The 17,778-nt window shown below is 66.3% G+C and carries 17 protein-coding genes; 8 read left to right on the forward strand and 9 right to left on the reverse strand.

Going from position 1 to position 17,778, the window contains the following annotated elements:
* Positions 1–66: 66 nt before the first annotated feature.
* The 5 genes from B4A72_RS05960 to B4A72_RS05980 form a co-directional block, all read right to left on the reverse strand.
* Positions 67–1,458, reverse strand: coding sequence for an NAD(P)/FAD-dependent oxidoreductase (locus tag B4A72_RS05960; protein ID WP_292978248.1), 1,392 nt, complete (start codon positions 1,456–1,458; stop codon positions 67–69).
* 8 nt (positions 1,459–1,466) lie between these two features.
* The gene (locus B4A72_RS05965) at positions 1,467–1,871 is read right to left on the reverse strand and encodes a nuclear transport factor 2 family protein (RefSeq protein WP_292957554.1); all 405 of its coding nucleotides are present in this window, start codon (positions 1,869–1,871) and stop codon (positions 1,467–1,469) included.
* 16 nt (positions 1,872–1,887) lie between these two features.
* On the reverse strand, positions 1,888–3,228 hold the full coding sequence (locus B4A72_RS05970; RefSeq protein ID WP_292957557.1) for a TRAP transporter large permease: 1,341 nt from the start codon (positions 3,226–3,228) through the stop codon (positions 1,888–1,890).
* Positions 3,228–3,785 (reverse strand): TRAP transporter small permease, encoded by a 558-nt coding sequence (locus tag B4A72_RS05975; protein WP_292957560.1) that lies wholly within the window; start codon positions 3,783–3,785, stop codon positions 3,228–3,230. Before B4A72_RS05975 ends, B4A72_RS05970 begins: the two co-directional genes overlap by 1 nt.
* 87 nt (positions 3,786–3,872) lie before the next feature.
* On the reverse strand, positions 3,873–4,877 hold the full coding sequence (locus B4A72_RS05980; RefSeq protein WP_292957563.1) for a TRAP transporter substrate-binding protein: 1,005 nt from the start codon (positions 4,875–4,877) through the stop codon (positions 3,873–3,875).
* 112 nt (positions 4,878–4,989) lie between these two features.
* Here B4A72_RS05980 and B4A72_RS05985 point away from each other — a divergent pair, with 112 nt between their 5' ends.
* The 5 genes from B4A72_RS05985 to B4A72_RS06005 all read left to right on the forward strand — a co-directional run bounded on the left by B4A72_RS05985 (position 4,990) and on the right by B4A72_RS06005 (position 10,415).
* Entirely contained in the window at positions 4,990–6,459 is a 1,470-nt protein-coding gene (locus B4A72_RS05985; protein WP_292957566.1) for a PLP-dependent aminotransferase family protein, read from the forward strand.
* An 87-nt stretch (positions 6,460–6,546) separates the two neighbouring features.
* A complete protein-coding gene (locus B4A72_RS05990; protein ID WP_292957569.1) occupies positions 6,547–7,509 on the forward strand; it encodes an aspartate carbamoyltransferase catalytic subunit in 963 nt (320 codons plus the stop codon).
* A complete protein-coding gene (gene pyrC / locus B4A72_RS05995) occupies positions 7,506–8,789 on the forward strand; it encodes a dihydroorotase (protein ID WP_292957572.1) in 1,284 nt (427 codons plus the stop codon). The genes B4A72_RS05990 and pyrC overlap by 4 nt, the downstream gene beginning before the upstream one ends.
* Positions 8,786–9,373, forward strand: coding sequence for a glycerol-3-phosphate 1-O-acyltransferase PlsY (gene plsY / locus B4A72_RS06000; RefSeq protein ID WP_292957574.1), 588 nt, complete (start codon positions 8,786–8,788; stop codon positions 9,371–9,373). Before pyrC ends, plsY begins: the two co-directional genes overlap by 4 nt.
* Before the next feature lie 466 nt (positions 9,374–9,839).
* Entirely contained in the window at positions 9,840–10,415 is a 576-nt protein-coding gene (locus B4A72_RS06005) for a hypothetical protein (protein ID WP_292957577.1), read from the forward strand.
* A gap of 201 nt (positions 10,416–10,616) precedes the next feature.
* On the opposite strand, the gene B4A72_RS06010 is transcribed toward B4A72_RS06005, so the two are convergent.
* The 3 genes from B4A72_RS06010 to smpB all read right to left on the reverse strand — a co-directional run bounded on the left by B4A72_RS06010 (position 10,617) and on the right by smpB (position 13,200).
* Positions 10,617–11,798 carry an aromatic amino acid transaminase gene (locus B4A72_RS06010; RefSeq protein ID WP_292957580.1) on the reverse strand — a complete coding sequence of 394 codons (1,182 nt, stop codon included), beginning with the start codon at positions 11,796–11,798 and terminating at the stop codon, positions 10,617–10,619.
* 2 nt (positions 11,799–11,800) lie between these two features.
* Entirely contained in the window at positions 11,801–12,655 is an 855-nt protein-coding gene (sseA, locus tag B4A72_RS06015; protein ID WP_292957583.1) for a 3-mercaptopyruvate sulfurtransferase, read from the reverse strand.
* Positions 12,656–12,726: 71 nt separating this feature from the next.
* Complete coding sequence (smpB, locus tag B4A72_RS06020) at positions 12,727–13,200, reverse strand: SsrA-binding protein SmpB (RefSeq protein WP_292957586.1); 474 nt, start codon at positions 13,198–13,200, stop codon at positions 12,727–12,729.
* Positions 13,201–13,315: 115 nt separating this feature from the next.
* Here smpB and B4A72_RS06025 point away from each other — a divergent pair, with 115 nt between their 5' ends.
* The gene (locus tag B4A72_RS06025) at positions 13,316–14,971 is read left to right on the forward strand and encodes a thiamine pyrophosphate-binding protein (protein WP_292957967.1); all 1,656 of its coding nucleotides are present in this window, start codon (positions 13,316–13,318) and stop codon (positions 14,969–14,971) included.
* Entirely contained in the window at positions 14,968–15,960 is a 993-nt protein-coding gene (locus B4A72_RS06030) for a P1 family peptidase (protein ID WP_292957589.1), read from the forward strand. Before B4A72_RS06025 ends, B4A72_RS06030 begins: the two co-directional genes overlap by 4 nt.
* Positions 15,961–16,014: 54 nt before the next feature.
* On the opposite strand, the gene B4A72_RS06035 is transcribed toward B4A72_RS06030, so the two are convergent.
* Positions 16,015–16,686, reverse strand: coding sequence for a DUF1236 domain-containing protein (locus B4A72_RS06035; RefSeq protein WP_292957592.1), 672 nt, complete (start codon positions 16,684–16,686; stop codon positions 16,015–16,017).
* A 193-nt stretch (positions 16,687–16,879) separates the two neighbouring features.
* On the opposite strand from B4A72_RS06035, the gene B4A72_RS06040 reads away from it, so the two are divergent.
* The coding region (locus B4A72_RS06040; protein ID WP_292978226.1) for an aldehyde dehydrogenase family protein at positions 16,880–17,778 on the forward strand (899 nt) is incomplete at its 3' end.

Raw genomic sequence — 17,778 nt, forward strand, 5'->3', positions numbered from 1 at the left:
GATCCCATGCAACTGCAAAACCTTAACAAAAGATTCCTCGGTCGTCATTTTCATCGGCGTCGCTCCTTATTTGCGCTCGTCGCGGAAGTGGTAGAGATGGTAGAGGCCCCATTGGCCAAGCCGCCGGAAGGGCGTCTTCCATCCCTCATGGGGCAATTCGGTATTGAAGATCGGCAGGTCGGGGACCTTCTCGCCCGCGACAAGCTGCGCCATGCGGCGGCCGGCCATCGCGGAATACATGACCCCGTTGCCGCCATAGCCAAGCGCGTAGAACGCGCCGGGCAGGTCCGGCAGGCCGGTGATGCGGGGCATCATGTCATGGCTGACATCGACCCAGCCCCACCAGGAATAATCCAGATCGATCCCGCGCAGGGCCGGAAATTTCCGCGCCATCCCCTCGCGCAGCGCGTTCAGATGCGCCGGATTGGCCGCGTCGCGGCCGGTGATCGCGGCCCGCGATCCGATTTGCAGCCGGTTGTCGGGCAGCAGCCGGTAATAGTGGCGCAGGGTCCGGGTATCGGTCAGCGGCGACAGTTTCCTGATGCCGACCTCGTCCAGTTCCGACGGTGTCAGAACGCGGGTCACGACGCTGTTGGACATGATCGGCATCAGCCGGTCCCTCAGCCGCGGATGCAGCCCGCGCGGGGCATAGGCCGCCGTTGCCACCGCGACGCGACGCGCGCGGATGGTGCCGCCGGGCGTGCGCAGGTGATGGATGCCATCCTTCAGCAGCCAGCCCTGGACCGGGCTGTCGGTATGGACCCTGGCGCCCAGTTCACGGGCCACGCGCAGATAGCCGAAGGCCAGTTTGGCCGCATGGATGCCGGTGCCGTCGGGTTCCCACATGGCGCCATGCGCCTCGTGGTCACGGACGACGGTGTCATGCAGCTCGTCCCGGCCCATCATCCGCGCGCCATAGCCGAACGTGTCGTTCAGCAGCCGGGTTTCGCTTTCCAGTGCCGGCATCGCGGATGCCTTATGCGCGATGTAGTAATGGCCGCCATCCTGTGGCTGGCAATCGATGCCGTGATCGCGGATCAGGCCGCGGAACAGGTCAAACGCTTCGGTGACCTCGGCATGCAGGCCCTGCGCGGTATCAAGGCCCCAGCGTTTGATCCACTGGCTGCGCTTCAACCGGCCCGAACTGATCTGCGCCTGCCCGCCATTGCGGGTGGAACAGCCATAGGCAACGCCGTTCGCCTCCAGCACGGTGGCCTTGATGCCGTGCATCCGGGCCAGGTGGATGGCGCAGGACAGGCCCGTATAGCCCGAGCCGATCACCGCGACGTCCACGTCCATGTCCGCCGTGACCGGGCCGTCATCCTCGGGCGCCGGGCCCGCCGTGTCGATCCAGTAGGTCGGCGCGTAATCGCTGCCCGGTCCCAGCCCGCGGGCCGTCATCGGGTCGTAGAAGGGATCGAAGGGCACCGATCCCGCACGTCTGGCGATCATCTGCATGACACGGCTCACTTCGCGGGGATTGCCGGGCGCTGCTTGCGGATCGCCTGTTTCTCGACGATCCGGCCGCCCTCGATGCGGAACAGGTCGGCGCCCTGAACCTCGGTCCGGGTGCCGTCGGGGTTGGTGGCACGGAAGGTCCACTGGCTGACGCCGCGGGTGCCGTCCTCGGACAGGAAATGGCTGTGATCGGCCCATTGCACGTCAGGCATCGCGGTCCAGACCCCCTCGAAGGCCCTGGCGATGGCATCCTTGCCTTCGATCCTGTTGCCGTATTCATGTTCGCCCGCGACGGTGAAGAACACGCAATCATCGGCGAAATGCGTCATCACGCCGTCGATGTCGTGGCGGTTGAAGGCGTCGAAGGTGGCCTTCAGGTCGTCGGCGGTCAGGGCGCGAGTGGTCGTTGTCATAGGCGTGTTCCTTGCGTCAGTAGCCCATCATCCGGGGCAGCCACAGGGCGATTCCGGGGAAGATGGCGATGATGAAGATTGCGGTGACAGAGGCGAGCGCGAAGGGAATGGCCCGCAGGCTGATCCTTTCGATCGAGACCCCGGATATGCCCGAGGCGATGAACAGGTTCTCGCCCAGCGGCGGCGTCTGGAAACCCACTGACAGGGTGGCGATCATGACGATGCCGAAATGGATCGGATCGATCCCCATCATGTAGGCGACCGGCAGCATCACCGGGACCAGGATCATGATCGCGGCCAGCGTTTCCATGAACATGCCGATGACCAGCAAGAGACCGATCACCATGGCCCAGATCAGGTAGAGGTTCGTGGTCAGGGACAGGATCCCGCCCGCGATGACGGCGGGAACGTCGTTTTCGACCAGGATCCGGCCGAAGATGGTGGCGGTGAACAGGACCAGCAACACGCGCCCGGCCAGCCATGTCGTCGTGTCCAGCGACTTGATGACCTCGCGCAGATCCAGTTCGCGATAGATCGCGGCGCCGACGAACAAGGTGTAGAAGATCGCCACGATGGCGGCCTCGGTCGGGGTGAAGAAGCCGGAATAGATGCCGCCCAGGATCACCACCGGGGCCAGCAGCGCCCAGAAGCCGTGATAGCAGGCCGACAGGATCTTGCCGACCGAAAGCGGCTCGGCCGAGCCGTGGAAGCCGCGCATCCGGCAGCGGATGTAGTTCATCACCAGCAGGCCGCCGGCCATGACGACACCCGGCAGGAAACCCGCGATGAACAGCTTCGAGATCGAGACCGACTGGAACGCGCCATAGGTTTCGATCGCCGCGGAGGGCGGCTGCATGCCCATGGCCGAGATGCCGTAGATGACCATCGGGATCGAGGGCGGGATGATGATGCCAAGCCCGCCCGCCGCGGCCGTGACCGAAGCCGCGTAGCCCGCGCCATAGCCCTGCCGCACCATGGCCGGGATCATCAGCATCCCGACGGCCGCGGTCGTCGCCGGCCCCGAGCCCGAGATCGCGCCGAAGAACAGGCAGGCCATCACGGTGGCGGCGGACAATCCGCCGGTGAACGGACCGGCCAGGCTTTCGGCCACGTTGATCAGGCGCCGCGACAGGCCCGCAGCCTCCATCAGCGCGCCGGCGAGGATGAAGGCGGGCAGGGCCATCAGCGGAAAGGATCCGACCGCGGACCAGGCCATCTGCACCATCTTGATCGGATTGTCGCCCAGATACAGCATCGCCGCCAGCGACGAGACGCCAAGCGCCACGGTGATCGGCGCGCCAAGGATCAGCAGCCCGAAGAAGGCGCCGAAGAGGATTTCGACCAGATAGCTGTCCATCAGCGGTGACCCTTGTCATAGGCGCGCTTCTCGTCCTCGGCCAGTTCCAGCGCCGCCTCGACGCTGACCTTGTCGGGATCGGCGGGGTCGATGCCGCGCACCAGCTTGAGGTAGTTCACCTGGAGGATGCGCAGCGTCATCAGGGTGAAGGCGATGGGCAGGGCCAGATAGACATAGCGCATCTCCCATCCCAGGGTCTGGGCCTTCACGAAGGGTTTCAGGCGGCTGATGAATTCGATCGACTGCCAGATGAAGACCAGGTTGAAGGCGATCCAGAACAGATCGCCGATCGCCTCGACGATGCGCGCCTTCTCGCGGCCCAATGCGTTCAGGTGAAAGCCCACGCGGTTATGCGCGGCCATCCGGGCGGCGTAGGACGCGCCGAAATAGGCGAACCAGACGAACAGGATCACCGACAATTCCTCGATCCAGGTGATCGAGAAGCCGAACAATTGCCGGGCGACGATCTGCGCGAAAAGCAGCGTCACGAAGACGGCCAGCAGGATGCGGCAGACATGGCTTTCGAACTTGTCGAGAAAGGACCAGAGTGCTGGCATGGCGGTGCCTTTGGCTGACGGGCGCGCCGGGACGCGGACGGGGACGGGAACGAGGCGCGCGGGCCAGAGCCCGCGCGCGGTGGCGCATCACTGGGGCGCGGGTTCGCGGCCCAGCGAGGTCAGGACGTTGTCCAGAACCTCCTTGCCGCCGATCTGGTCATAGAATTGCGGCCAGACCGCGGCAGTCGCAAGATCGCGGAACTCCTTCTCGTCGTCGGCCGGCTGGGTGATCTCCATGCCGCGGCTGACCAACTCGTCGCGGATCTTGGATTCCTCGCTGCGCAGAAATTCGGACGATGCCTGCGTCGCGGCCTTGCCGGCGGCAAGAACCTGCTGCTGCTGATCCTCCGACAGGCTTTCGAACAGGGCCTCGCTGACGATCAGCGGCTCGATCGAGAACAGGTAGCGCAGGTCGGTGATGTATTTCTGGACCTCGTCGAACTTCATCGCGTAGATCGTCAGATAGGGGTTGTCCTGCCCGTCCACGACCTTCTGCTGAAGCGCGGCGAAGGTTTCGCCCCAGGCCATCGGCGTCGGATTGAGGCCCCAGCTCTTGTAGGTCTCGATCATGATCTCGTTCTTCGGGACGCGGATCACCAGCCCCTGCAGATCCGCGACCGTCGAAACCGGCCGCTTGGAATTGCTGAGCACGCGAAAGCCGGAATAGCCCCAGCCGATGATGCGCACGCCGGCATCCTCGATCGTCTGGTCGATCATCTGCTGGCCGACCTCGCCCTGCGTGATCTTTTCGGCGTCGTCCTGGCTGAGAATGACATAGGGCAGCGTCAGCGTGCCGACCGAGGGCGAGAACGGCGTGATGTTGTTGATGGCGAGGATCGAGAAATCCAGCGTTCCGGTGGCGGCGGCGGTCACGGTGTCCTGTTCGTCGCCAAGCTGGCCGTTCAGGAACAGCTTGCCGGTCATCTCGCCGCCGGTCTGTTCTTCCAGCGCGGCGACGAACGCCTTGCCAAGCGCCTCCTGCGATCCGCCGGCGCCATCGCCCACGGCGATGCGGTATTCCTTGGCCGCGGCGGGAACGGCAAGTGCCAGCGTCAGCGCGGTGCCGGTCAGAAAACGGGTCATGTAGCTCATCGGTTGATCCCTGTTGCTGGGGCCGCGTTGGTCGCGGCGTGTTTGGTGCGGCATAATGTTGCAGGCCGGTTGCCGCAAGGATATGTCCAGATGGAACCGTCTCTAGGTCCAGATGCACAGCCGGATTGCGCCCGAGGTCATCTTTCTGCGCGACAGCGACGCGCCGACGCGGCAGGGCCAGCTTGCCGCGGCCATCGTGCGCGCGGTGCTGGAAAGCCGGGCCCGGCCCGGAACACGCCTGCCCTCCAGCCGCAGCCTGGCCGGGGCGCTTGGCCTGTCGCGGATGACGGTCACGCTGGTCTATCAGGATCTTGTCAGCCAGGGCTATCTGGAGACGATCCCGAGATCGGGCATCGCCGTCGCCGCAACCGTGCCGCACAGGCGCCTTCGCGCGCAAGGTGCCAGACGGACCGAAGAACCGCCCGATTGGGGACACTGGCTTTCCGACCACCACCTGCCGCGCCGGATGATCCGGAAACCCGCGAACTGGCGCGATTTCCGCTATCCCTTCATCTACGGTCAGGCCGACCCGGCCCTGTTCGATCACAACGCCTGGCGCGATTGCGCGCGCCGCGCGCTTGGCACCCGCGATTTCGCGGAACTGGCCGCCGACCGCTATGGCGCCGACGATCCGCTGCTGGTCGATTACATCCGGTCCAATACCCTGCCCCGGCGGGGGATCACCGCGGGGCCGGACGAGGTTCTGGTGACGTTGGGGGCGCAGAACGCGCTGTTTCTGGCGGTGGAACTGCTGGCCCGCGCCGACCGTCTGGCCGTGACCGAGGAGCCCGGCTACCCCGATTTCGCCGAAACCCTGCGCCGGGCGCAAAGCCCCACGACCTTCCTGCCCGTTGACGACAGGGGATTGCGGCCCGGCGATCTGCCCGGCAATACCCGGCTGGTCATCGCCACGCCCAGCCACCACATTCCGACCGGCGCAACCATGCCCCTGTCGCGGCGTCGCGAGTTGATCGCGAGGGCCGGGCAACGGGATTTCCTGATCATCGAGGACGACTACGACTTCGAGATGTCTTATCTGGCCCCGCCTGCCCCGGCGCTGAAATCGCTGGATGACGAGGGCCGCGTGATCTATCTGGGCAGTTTCTCGAAATCGCTGTTTCCGGGCTTGCGGATCGGCTACATGGTCGGTCCCGCCGCGCTGATCGCGCAGGCCCGCGCGCTGCGCTCGATCATGCTGCGCCATCCGCCCAGCCACCTGCAACGCATCACCGCCTATTTTCTCGCGCTTGGACATTACGACGCCCATATCGTCCGGTTGCGCCAGGCGATGAAGCGCCGTCGCGCGGTGCTGGAACAGGCACTGGCGGCATCCACCCTGCGGATCGAGGGCGCGGCGGCCTCGGGCGGGTCCAGCATCTGGCTCAGCGGTCCGGCGGGATGCGACAGCGCGGATCTGGCTGACCGGCTGGTCGCCGACAGCGTGCTGATCGAGCCGGGGGCGGTCTTTTTCGAAACCCCGCCGCAGCCCTGCCCGCTGTTCCGGCTGGGCTATGGCTCGATCGACGAGACCCGGATCCCCGAGGGCGTCGCGCTGATCGAGAGGGCCGCCAACATCGTCTGACGCGCAGCGACCCGGACCGTCGCGCGCCTTGCCGCCTGTGGTTCCATCTGCGATAGAAGGCGCGATCCGTCGCCAGAGAGGTCGCCCATGTCCTTCCGCGCCCGCCACCTTCTGGGCATCGACCATCTTTCCCCGCCCGAGATCGTGACGCTTCTGGATCTGGCGCAGGATTATGCCGGCCTGAACCGGCGCACGATCAAGCATTCCGACGCGCTGGCCGGAATGACCCAGATCAACATGTTCTTCGAGAATTCGACCCGCACCCAGTCCAGCTTCGAACTGGCCGGAATGCGGCTGGGCGCGGACGTGATGAACATGTCGATGCAGACCAGCTCGGTGAAGAAGGGCGAAACGCTGATCGACACGGCGCTGACGCTGAACGCGATGCAGCCCGACCTGCTGGTCGTGCGTCATCCGCAATCGGGCGCGGTCAACCTGCTGGCCGAAAAGGTCAATTGCGCGGTCATCAACGCGGGCGACGGGCGCCACGAACATCCCACGCAGGCGCTGCTGGACGCGCTGACGATCCGCCGCGCCAAGGGCCGGCTGCACCGCCTGAGCGTGGCCATCTGCGGCGACATCGCCCACAGCCGCGTGGCACGATCCAACCTGATCCTGCTGGGCAAGATGGAAAACCGCATCCGCCTGATCGGGCCGGCGACGCTGATGCCCGCGGGCGTGGGCGAGATGGGCGTCGAGGTCTTCGAGGACATGCGCGAGGGGCTGCGCGGCGCCGATGTGGTGATGATGCTGCGGTTGCAGCGCGAACGGATGGATGGCGGCTTCATTCCGTCCGAACGCGAATATTACCACCGCTGGGGCCTGGATGCCGAAAAGCTGGCACTGGCCGCGCCCGACGCCATCGTCATGCATCCCGGCCCGATGAACCGGGGCGTCGAGATCGACGGCACCATCGCCGACGACATCAACCGCTCGGTCATCCAGGACCAGGTCGAGATGGGCGTGGCGGTGCGGATGGCGGCGCTGGATCTGCTGGCGCGGAACCTGCGCGCCGAACGGGGCGCGGCGGCAGCGGGGGTGATGGTGTGACCGCGATCCTGTTCAGCAATGCCCGCCTGATCGACCCCGAGGCCGGGACGGACGGGCCCGGATCGCTGCTGGTCGGCGATGGCCGGATCGGGGGCCGCGGCGCGCCGGACGAGGCCGCGCCCGAAGGGGCGGAGATCGTCGATTGCGGCGGAAGGGTCCTGGCACCCGGCCTGATCGACTGGGGCGTCAAGATCGGCGAGCCGGGCGAACGGCACAAGGAAAGCTTCCGCAGCGCGGGCCTTGCCGCCGCTGCCGGGGGCGTGACCACGATCATAGCGCGGCCCGATACCGCGCCGCCCATCGACACGCCCGAATCGCTGGAATTCGTGACCCGCCGCGCCGCCGATGCGAAGGTCAACATCCGCCACATGGCCGCGCTGACCAAGCAGCGCGCAGGCCGCGAAATGGTCGAGATCGGGTTTCTGAGCGATCTGGGCGCGGCGGCCTTTACCGATGGCGTGCGCGTGGTCAGCGACAGCAAGCTGCTGTCGCGCTGCATGGCCTATGCCCGCGGCACCGGGGCGCTGATCGTGGGCCATCCGCAGGATGCCGGGCTGTCGAAGGGCGCGGCCGCGACCAGCGGCAAGTTCGCCTCGCTTTACGGCATTCCCGCCGTCTCGCCCATGGCCGAGGTGATGGGGCTGGATCGCGATCTGGCGCTGGTCGCCATGACCGGCTGCCGCTGGCACGCCGATCAGGTCACGCTTGCCGCCGCCCTGCCCGCCCTGCGGCGCGCGCGGGCGGCGGGGCTGGACGTGACCGCGGGCATTTCCATCCACCACCTGACGCTGAACGAATTCGATGTCGGCGATTATCGCACCTTCTTCCGCTTCACCCCGCCGCTGCGCTCCGAGGATGACCGCGAAGCGATGGTTCAGGCCGTGGCCGAAGGGGTGATCGACGTGATCGCCAGCTTTCACACCCCGCAGGACGAGGAATCCAAGCGCCTGCCCTTCGAGGCGGCGGCCCCCGGCGCGGTCGGACTGCAGACACTGCTGCCCGCCGCGATGCGGCTTTATCATCAGGGCGGATTGTCGCTGCCGCAGCTTTGGCGCGCGATGTCGCTCAATCCCGCCAAGCGGCTGGGGCTGGAAGCCGGGCGGCTGACGCCCGGCGCCCCGGCCGATCTGGTCCTGTTCGATCCCGACGCGCCCTTCGTTCTGGACCGTTTCGCCCTGCTGTCGAAATCGAAGAACACGCCCTTCGACGGCGCCCGGATGGAAGGCCGCGTGTCCGGCACCTGGATTGGCGGCAACCGCGTCTTCGGGGGTGCGTCATGATGCTGATCCTGTCGGCGATCTTCGGCTATCTTCTGGGCTCGATCCCGTTCGGACTGGTGATCTCGCGGGCGATGGGCCTGGGCGACCTGCGCCAGATCGGGTCGGGCAATATCGGGGCGACCAACGTGCTGCGCACCGGCAACAGGCCGGCGGCGCTGGCGACGCTGCTGCTGGATTCCGGCAAGGGCGCGATCGCGGTGCTTCTGGCGCGTGAAGTCGGCGGCGAAAACGCGGCGATGCTGGCCGGCGGCGCGGCCTTTCTGGGTCATTGCTTCCCGGTCTGGCTGGGATTCAGGGGCGGCAAGGGCGTCGCCACCTTTCTCGGCACCCTGATCGCGCTGCACTGGCCGCTGGGGCTGATCGCCTGCGCAATCTGGCTGGCAACGGCACTGGCCACGCGCATTTCCAGCCTTTCGGCGCTGCTGGCGGCGGCCTTGTCGCCGGTCGTCGCATGGGCAACCGGGCGCGGCGACCTGGCCGCCGTCTGCGCCTTCATGGCGGTGCTGATCTTCATCCGCCACAAGGCGAATATCGCGCGGCTGATGAATGGCAGCGAACCGCGGATAGGGCGGGGAAAGGGGTAACGCGCCCGACGCCCCTGCCGGATCAGGGCGAATATGGCCACCCCAGAAACACTTTGCGAACCTTTCCAGGGCAGAAATCTGGTATTCACCCCGGTTCAGAATTCCCGATATTGACTGCGGAAGCTTTCCATGAGACGCTTTATATAATTTTTGTTTACTATAAGACTGTTTTTTGTTTACTACGGGGCTCTCGTCATCGGCGATTCCGATCTCGTCGAAGGCTGGCCGTTATCCAGACAATCCGCTGTCACGGGGAGCCTTCGGCGTTTGGAAACCGTCTTGCTCTGTTTCCGACCGATCTGAACGTTTCGCAACCTCGCGATCAGGCTGACGAAGATGACCTGCAACACCGCGCGGACCGGTATGACCCTGGTTGGCAAGATTGGCGTGTGCCAAGAATCATAATCTTCCCGCCCGGGGAGAACTTGACCCTTTACCAATGCAATTTTCGAGGAATGGAACGGACATGGACATCATCGGTGACAACGGATTGTCAATCGTGGGCGGAAAGCTTTATCCCGGATTTGAGACCCCGCCCGCGCCGGAAGGTGCGGTTCTCATCGGGACCGATGCAGCGGGCAACAACTGGTGCTATGTCCAGCGTCTCCAGACCGCGCGGGTCGTCATCAGCAACGCCAACAATACCAGTGCCCCCCAGCAGATCACCTATTCGGTCAGCTCCGGCTCGACCATTGGCTTCAGCCAGAAATTCGGCGTCTCGGTAGAGGTGAGCGCAGGCATAAGCTTCCTGATCAATGTCAGCGCGAAGGTGCAGATAAGCGGCGAGATCGGTTTTTCACAGGCGTTTTCCAAGCTGGAAAGCACCGAAATCACCGCACAGACAGCGCCGGGCGTCAAAACGACGATCTATCAGGGCACGATCGTGATGTCATATTACAAACTCAGCAATGATTACACCGGATACCAGAATTATTGCACCCAGACCTGGGAAAACATGAGCACCGATGTCGTCGAAACAAATGCTTATGAGACGACAGAAACACCGTTGCCGACACTGACGGATCTCAAGGCCATGGTATAACCCAGGCATGGGCGCGGATCGCCTGACGCGGCTGCCGTGGCTTGACAGCTTCTTCACCGCGCCGGGGAAGTTCGACAGCCCTGCGCCCCCCCAACCCGATGACCGCATGACAGAAGGGGGCCGCGGCGGACGAACGGCGCCCCTTGGGCGCGGGATGCAAGGGCTTCGCGCCCCGCCGGATCACCGCCAGGGCGCGTTCCCTCAGATCCCCGCCTCGATGATGGCGCGGGCCAGGATCGGGACGGTGTGTCCGTTCAGCCCGGCGATGTTCAGCCGCGAATCGCCGACCATGTAGATCGCGGACTCGCTTTTCAGGGACTGCACCTGATCGGGCGTGGCACCGAGGCGCGAGAACATGCCGCGGTGATCGGCGATGAAATCGAACCGGTCGCTGCCCGACAATTCGCGCAGCTCGGAGGCCAGTTGACTGCGCAGCCCCAGCATCGTGTTGCGGACCTCCTCCAGTTCCGCCTGCCAGTCGGCCCGCAGAGCGGCATCCGCAAGGATCGTGCTGACGATGCGCGCCCCATGATCGGGCGGGAAGGAATAGTTCTGACGGTTCAGATAGGCCATGCTGCCCTGCGTCAGGTCGCGCGCCTCACGGCCCTCGGCCAGCGCCATCAGAATGCCGGTCCGCTCGCGGTAGATGCCGAAATTCTTGCTGCACGAGGCGGCGATCAGCACTTCGGGCAGGCTGCGCGCGACCAGCCGCGTCGCTTCGGCATCGGCTTCCAGACCGTCGCCGAAGCCCTGATAGGCCAGGTCGATCAGCGGCACCGCGCCGGATTGTTCAAGGATCGAGACGACCTCCTGCCATTGTTCCGGCGTCAGGTTCGCACCGGTCGGATTGTGGCAGCAACCGTGCAGCAGAACGATGTCGCCGCGGCCCGCCCTGGCGATATCGGCCTTCATCGCCTCGAAATCGACGCCCCGGCTGTCGTTGTCGAAATAGCGGTATTCGACGAAGGGCAGGCCCATGAATTTCAGGATCGACAGGTGGTTCGGCCAGGTCGGATCCGAAACGTAGACGGTCAGATCCGGGTTCGCCAGCCGGGCCAGTTCCAAGCCTTGCCGGATCGCGCCGGTTCCGCCCACCGTCGCCACGGAGGCCAGACGTTCGGCCGGCACCTCTCCCAGCACCATCCCGGCCATCGCCTCGCGATATTCCGGGGTGCCCGCAAGGCCGGTATAGGCCTTGGTGGTCTGGTTCTCCCAGATGCGCTGTTCGGCCTGCTTGACGGCCCGCATCACCGGCGTCACGCCCTGCGGATCCTTGTAGACGCCGACGCCAAGGTCGATCTTGCCCTGACGGGTATCGGCCTTGAATTCCTCGACCAGCATCAGGATCTTGTCGGGGGCTTGCGGTTTCAGGTTGGACAGCATTGTCAGGCGTCTCCGGTTGCGATTGGCAGGTCGGGAAAGCTGCCCCATTCGGTCCAGCTTCCGTCATAGAGCGAGTGGTTGCGGTGGCCGATCCGTTCCAGCGCCAGGCTGAGGATCGCGGCGGTCACGCCGCTGCCGCAGGTGGTGATGGCGGGCTGCGACAGATCGACCCCGGCGGTTTCGAATTCGGCCCGGATCGCGGCCTCGTCCTTCATCGTGCCGTCGGCATTGAACAGGCGTGCGAAAGGCAGATTGCGCGAGCCGGGGATGTGGCCCGCGCGCAGGCCGGGGCGCGGCTCGTCCACCTCGCCGCGAAACCGCTCGGGCGCGCGGGCGTCGATGATCTGGTGATCGGCCAGCTTGCTGGCCGCCGCCACCTGCGTCACGTCGCGGATCAGACCGGCCTGGCGCTGCACGGTGATGTGGCGGTCGCGCAGGATCGGGGCCATGTCCTCGACCGGGCGGCCCTCGGCCTGCCACTTGCCGAAGCCGCCATCCAGCACCGCCACGTCGATCTTGCCCATCAGGCGGAAATTCCACCAGACGCGAAAGGCGCTGCGCACATCGGAATTGTCGTAGACCACCACCTGATGGCCGTCGCCCACGCCCATCGCGCGCATCCGGCTGATGAACATCTCGACCGGGGGGGCGGTGTGGGGCAATGTGCTGCGCTTGTCCGAGATCGCGTCGATGTCGAAGAACCGCGCATTGGGGATATGGGCGGCCTCGTATTCGGCCCGTCCGTCGCGGCCGCTGGCGGGCATGTGCCAGCTTGCGTCGATCACCCGCAGGTCGGGGTCGTTCAGATGCGCGGCCAGCCATTCGGTCGAGACCAGCGTCTTCGGATCGTCCTGCATCCTCTTCCCCCGCATCAAGGCACGCGGTCCGATTTACAGGCCGAAGCCGCTGGCTGCAACGTGGCTTTCTTCTAGCCCTGCTTCAGAAGCCGCTGTTTCTGCCGGTTCCAGTCGCGTTTGGCGCTGGTTTCGCGCTTATCGGCGATCTTCTTGCCCTTGGCGACGCCGATCTTCAGCTTCACCAGGCCGCGATGGTTGAAATACATCACCAGCGGCACCAGGGTCATCCCCTCGCGCCCCACGGACTGCCACAGCCGCGACAATTCGCGCCGGCTGACCAGCAGCTTTCGCTTGCGGCGCTCCTCGTGGCCGAAGACGCCGGCATTGGACAGCGCCGCGATATGGCCGTTGATCAGCCACAATTCGCCATCCTCGATGCTGGCATAGCTTTCGGCAATATTGGACTGGCCGGTGCGCAGGGACTTGACCTCGGACCCGGTCAGCACGATGCCCGCCTCCAGATCGCTTTCGATGAAGTAATCGAAACGCGCCCGCCGGTTCTCGGCGATCACCTTGTAATTTTTGTTCTCGGGTTCCTTGGCCATGACCGCGCTAGATAGGCGCGGCGCGCGCGGCTGTAAAGATCGCTGCGGCCTTCCTGGCCGATTGCCTTTGGCCGCGTCTTCGCGCTAGGGCGTGATGGCGGATGGAGGAACGGCGATGCGGCATGGCGGGACGATACTGGTTCAGGCGCTGAAGGCCAATCGGGTCGAGCGGGTCTTTTCGGTTCCCGGCGAAAGCTTTCTGGCGGCCCTTGACGGGCTGCATGACAGCGGCATCCAAAATATCGTCTGCCGGCACGAGGGCGGCGCCGCGATGATGGCCGAGGCGGCCGGCAAGCTGAGCGGCCGGCCCGGCGTGGCCTTCGTGACGCGGGGGCCGGGCGCCACCAATGCCAGCGCGGGTGTGCATGTCGCGCGCCAGGATTCGACGCCGATGATCCTGTTCGTGGGCCAGATCGCGCGCGGCGATACCGACCGCGATGCCTTTCAGGAGGTGGATTTCCGCGCCATGTTCGGCCCGCTGGCGAAATGGGTGGCGCAGATCGACGCCACCAATCGGATCGCGGAATACGTCCGCCGCGCCTTTGCGGTGGCCATGTCGGGACGCCCCGGCCCGGTGGTCCTGGCGCTGCCCGAGGACATGCTGTCGGATCGCGCCGACATCCCCGACCTGCCGGCCGCCGCGCGGCCGCTGCCCGATGTGGCGCCGCACGCCGTCGCGGCCCTGGCCGATGCGCTGGCCGGGGCGCGGCGGCCGCTGGTCGTCGCCGGCGGCTCGCAATGGTCGCAGCAGGCGGCCGATGATCTGGCGCGTCTGGCCCGCAACTGGGATCTGCCGGTCGCGGTGCCCTTCCGGCGGCAGGACCGGATCGACAACCGGTTGCCGCATTACGTGGGCGATCTGGGCGTGGGCATGAACCCCGAACTGGGGCGGGCCCTGGACGAGACCGACGTGATCCTGTCGCTGGGCGCGCGTCTGGGCGACACGCTGACGGCGGGATACAGGCTGATGGATCCGGTCAGACCGCGGGCGCGGGTGATTCATGTCCATCCCGACGAGAACGAGATGGGCCGCCTGTGGCAACCCGATCCCGGGCTGGTCGCCGATCCGCGCGAGGTCGTCGCGGCGCTGGCCGCCCTGCCCGCCCCGGACCGGGACTGGGCCGATTGGCGCGCCGATCTGCGCGCGCGCTACGAGGCATGGCAGCGCCCCCATGAGACGCCCGGCGCGGTGAAGATGGAACATGTCGTTGGCTGGCTCTCCCGGCATCTGCCCGAAGACGCGATCCTGACCAATGGCGCGGGCAATTACGCCGCCTTCCTGCACCGGTATTTCCGCTGGAAACGATACGGAACCCAGCTTGCGCCGACCTCGGGCAGCATGGGCTATGGACTGCCCGCCGCGATCGCGGCCAAGCTGGCCCACCCCGATCGGCTGGCGATCTGCCTTGCCGGCGACGGCTGCCTGCAAATGACGGTGACCGAGCTTTCGACGGCGGCGCAGTACGGAGCCCCTATCATCGTGATCGTCGCCAATAACGGCCAATACGGCACCATCCGGATGCATCAGGAGCGTCACTATCCCGGCCGCGTCTCGGGCACGGCGCTGTTCAGCCCCGATTTCGCGGCCCTTGCCCGCGCCTATGGCGGCCATGGCGAGATCGTGCGCGAAGACGGGGAATTCGCCGATGCCTTCGCCCGCGCCCGCGATGCCGGCACGCTGGCGGTGATCGAGCTGCGGCTGGATCCCGAGGCGCTGACGACGGGTGCGACGCTGAGCCAGATCCGCGATGCGGCACGCGGCGCGCGATGAGGTCCGGCCCGCGAAACCTGATTTCGGACGTGGCCGGTCTGCGGGTCGGGAACGCGGCCGAGGCGCGGCTGAAATCCGGGGTCACGGTGCTGACGGGCGATGCGCCCTTCACCGCGGCGGTGCAGGTCATGGGCGGCGCGCCGGGCAGCCGCGAAACCGATCTTCTGGCGCCCGACAAGCTGGTCACCGCGGTGGATGCGCTGGTCCTGTCGGGCGGCTCGGCCTTCGGGCTGGCCGCCTGCGACGGGGTGATGCAGGCGCTGCGCGCCGCGGGGCGCGGCTTTGCGGTCGGCGCGGCACGGGTGCCCATCGTGCCGGGTGCAATCGTCTTCGATCTGCTGAATGGCGGCGACAAGGACTGGACCGAAAATCCCTATCCCGCGCTCGGCCGTGCCGCCTGGCAGGCCGCCGCGCCCGATTTCGGCATCGGCAGCGCGGGCGCGGGAACAGGGGCGATGACGGGACGGCTGAAGGGCGGGCTGGGCTCGGCCTCGGCGGTGCTGGAGAACGGCCTGACCATGGGGGCGCTGGTCGTGGTCAATGCGATAGGCTCGGCGACCATCGGCGAAGGCCCGCATTTCTGGGCCGCGCCGTGGGAACTGGAGGGTGAATTCGGGCGCGGCGGCCTGCCGCGCAGCTTCCCGGCCGCGCAAGAGCCGCAGCCGATGAAACGTCAGGGCGAGGCCACGACCCTCGCCATCGTCGCCACCGATGCCGCCCTGGACAAGGCGGCGCTGCAACGGCTGGCCATCGCCGCGCATGACGGGCTGGCCCGCGCGCTGGTTCCCAGTCATACGCCGATGGATGGCGATTTGGTCTTCGCCGTCTCGACCGGGGCGCGGCGGGTCGCGGACCCGGTGGCGCAGGTCTTCGGGCTGGGCCATGCCGCGTCCTGCACCCTGGCCCGTGCGGTGGCGCGCGCAATCCACGCGGCCGAACCCGCGCCAGGCGATCTGCAACCCTGCTGGTCGGTGCGTTTCGGCGCATGAGAAAGGGCGGTGCGACAAGCGCACCGCCCCCAGAGATCGCCAAGAGGGAAAAACTCAGCGATAGATGTAAACGATCTGGCGGTCGTTCGGGTTCACCAGAACCGTCTGTCCATTGATCTGGGCATAGCGATAAGCCGGATATTCCGGGATATCATACAGGGTCACGTCTTCGGGAATGCCGGCACCGGGCACGACCTCGCCCTCCAGATAGACCGGATCGACGGTGTTCTGGGTCACGTAGGTCGTAACTTGCGCGTCAGGTTCCTCGGTCGCGGCAGCGCCCGAGGTTCCGCCAAGCGCCGCGCCCGCGACCGCGCCGATCGGTCCCGCGACCAGGGCACCCATCGCCGCCCCCGTCACGCCGCCCACGGCGGCGTTCTGGCCGGCGCCGGCCTTGTCCGCCGCCGGGGCCTCGATCACCGTGACGCCGATCTGCTGGCGATTGGGATACAGCGGCTCGATCTTGTCGCCGGCCTTGACGGTCAGGTAATCGCCATAGGACCAGCCGCTGAGATCGCCGGCGACGACCTCGCACCAATTGGCGCTTTCGATACAGCCGCTTACGGTGACTTCGGCGCCCGACTTGATCGAGCCGATCACCTCGTTCTGCACGCCGGGACCCGAACGAACGTTCAGATCGGTGCCGGCCGTGGCCATGGTCTGGGCCTGGGCCGCGCCCGCCAGTGCGATCGCGGCGGCGGTGGTGGTCATGAACAGCTTGCGCATCGTTCTTCTCCTTGTTTGCCGATCCGGGCTTGCGGATCATTGGCGATCCAACCCCGCCCGCCGCAAGGACGTTCCTGCGCCGCCATCAACAGGACATCACTTTTTATTGCCGCCGCGGCGGGAACCCGCCCACTTTGACAAGGCTGGGGCAGCGTGATCATCTATCGCCAAATCGCCAAGGAGGCCGAAGCCGATGACCAAGCATTCCACCGATCTGAAAACCCTGCTGCGCGACCCGTCGCTGCTGGAAACGCGCGCCTTCGTTGCCGGCGAATGGGTCGATGCCGATGACGGTGCCACCTTCGATGTGGTCAATCCCGCCCGCGGCGACGTGATCGCGAAGGTCGCCGATCTGACCCGGTCCGAGGTTGCCCGCGCCATCGACGCCGCCGCCCAGGCGATGAAGGGCTGGGCCGCGAAGACCGCCAAGGAACGCGCGCAGGTGATGCGCAAGTGGTTCGACCTGATGATGGAAAACCAGGACGACCTGGGCCGCATCCTGACCGCCGAGATGGGCAAGCCCCTGGCCGAGGCCAAGGGAGAGATCGCCTATGGCGCCAGCTTCATCGAATGGTTCGGCGAAGAGGCCAAGCGCGTCTATGGCGAGACCATCCCGGGCCACCAGCCCGACAAGCGCCTGACCGTGATCCGCCAGCCGGTCGGCGTCGTGGGCAGCATCACGCCGTGGAATTTCCCCAATGCGATGATCGCGCGCAAGGCGGGACCGGCGCTGGCGGTCGGCTGTGGCTTCGTCGCCCGTCCCGCCGCCGAGACGCCGCTTTCCGCGCTGGCGATGGCGGTGTTGGGCGAGCGCGCGGGCCTGCCCAAGGGCATCCTGTCGGTCGTCACCTCGTCGCGGTCATCGGAGGTCGGCAAGGAATTCTGCGAGAACCCCAAGGTCCGCAAGCTGACCTTCACCGGCTCGACCGAGGTCGGCCGCATCCTGCTGCGCCAGGCCGCCGATCAGGTGATGAAATGCAGCATGGAACTGGGCGGCAACGCGCCCTTCATCGTCTTTGACGATGCCGATCTGGACGCCGCGGTCGAGGGCGCGATGGCGTCGAAATTCCGCAATAACGGCCAGACCTGCGT

The organism is Paracoccus sp. UBA5162 (assembly GCF_002413585.1).
Lineage (GTDB): Bacteria > Pseudomonadota > Alphaproteobacteria > Rhodobacterales > Rhodobacteraceae > Paracoccus.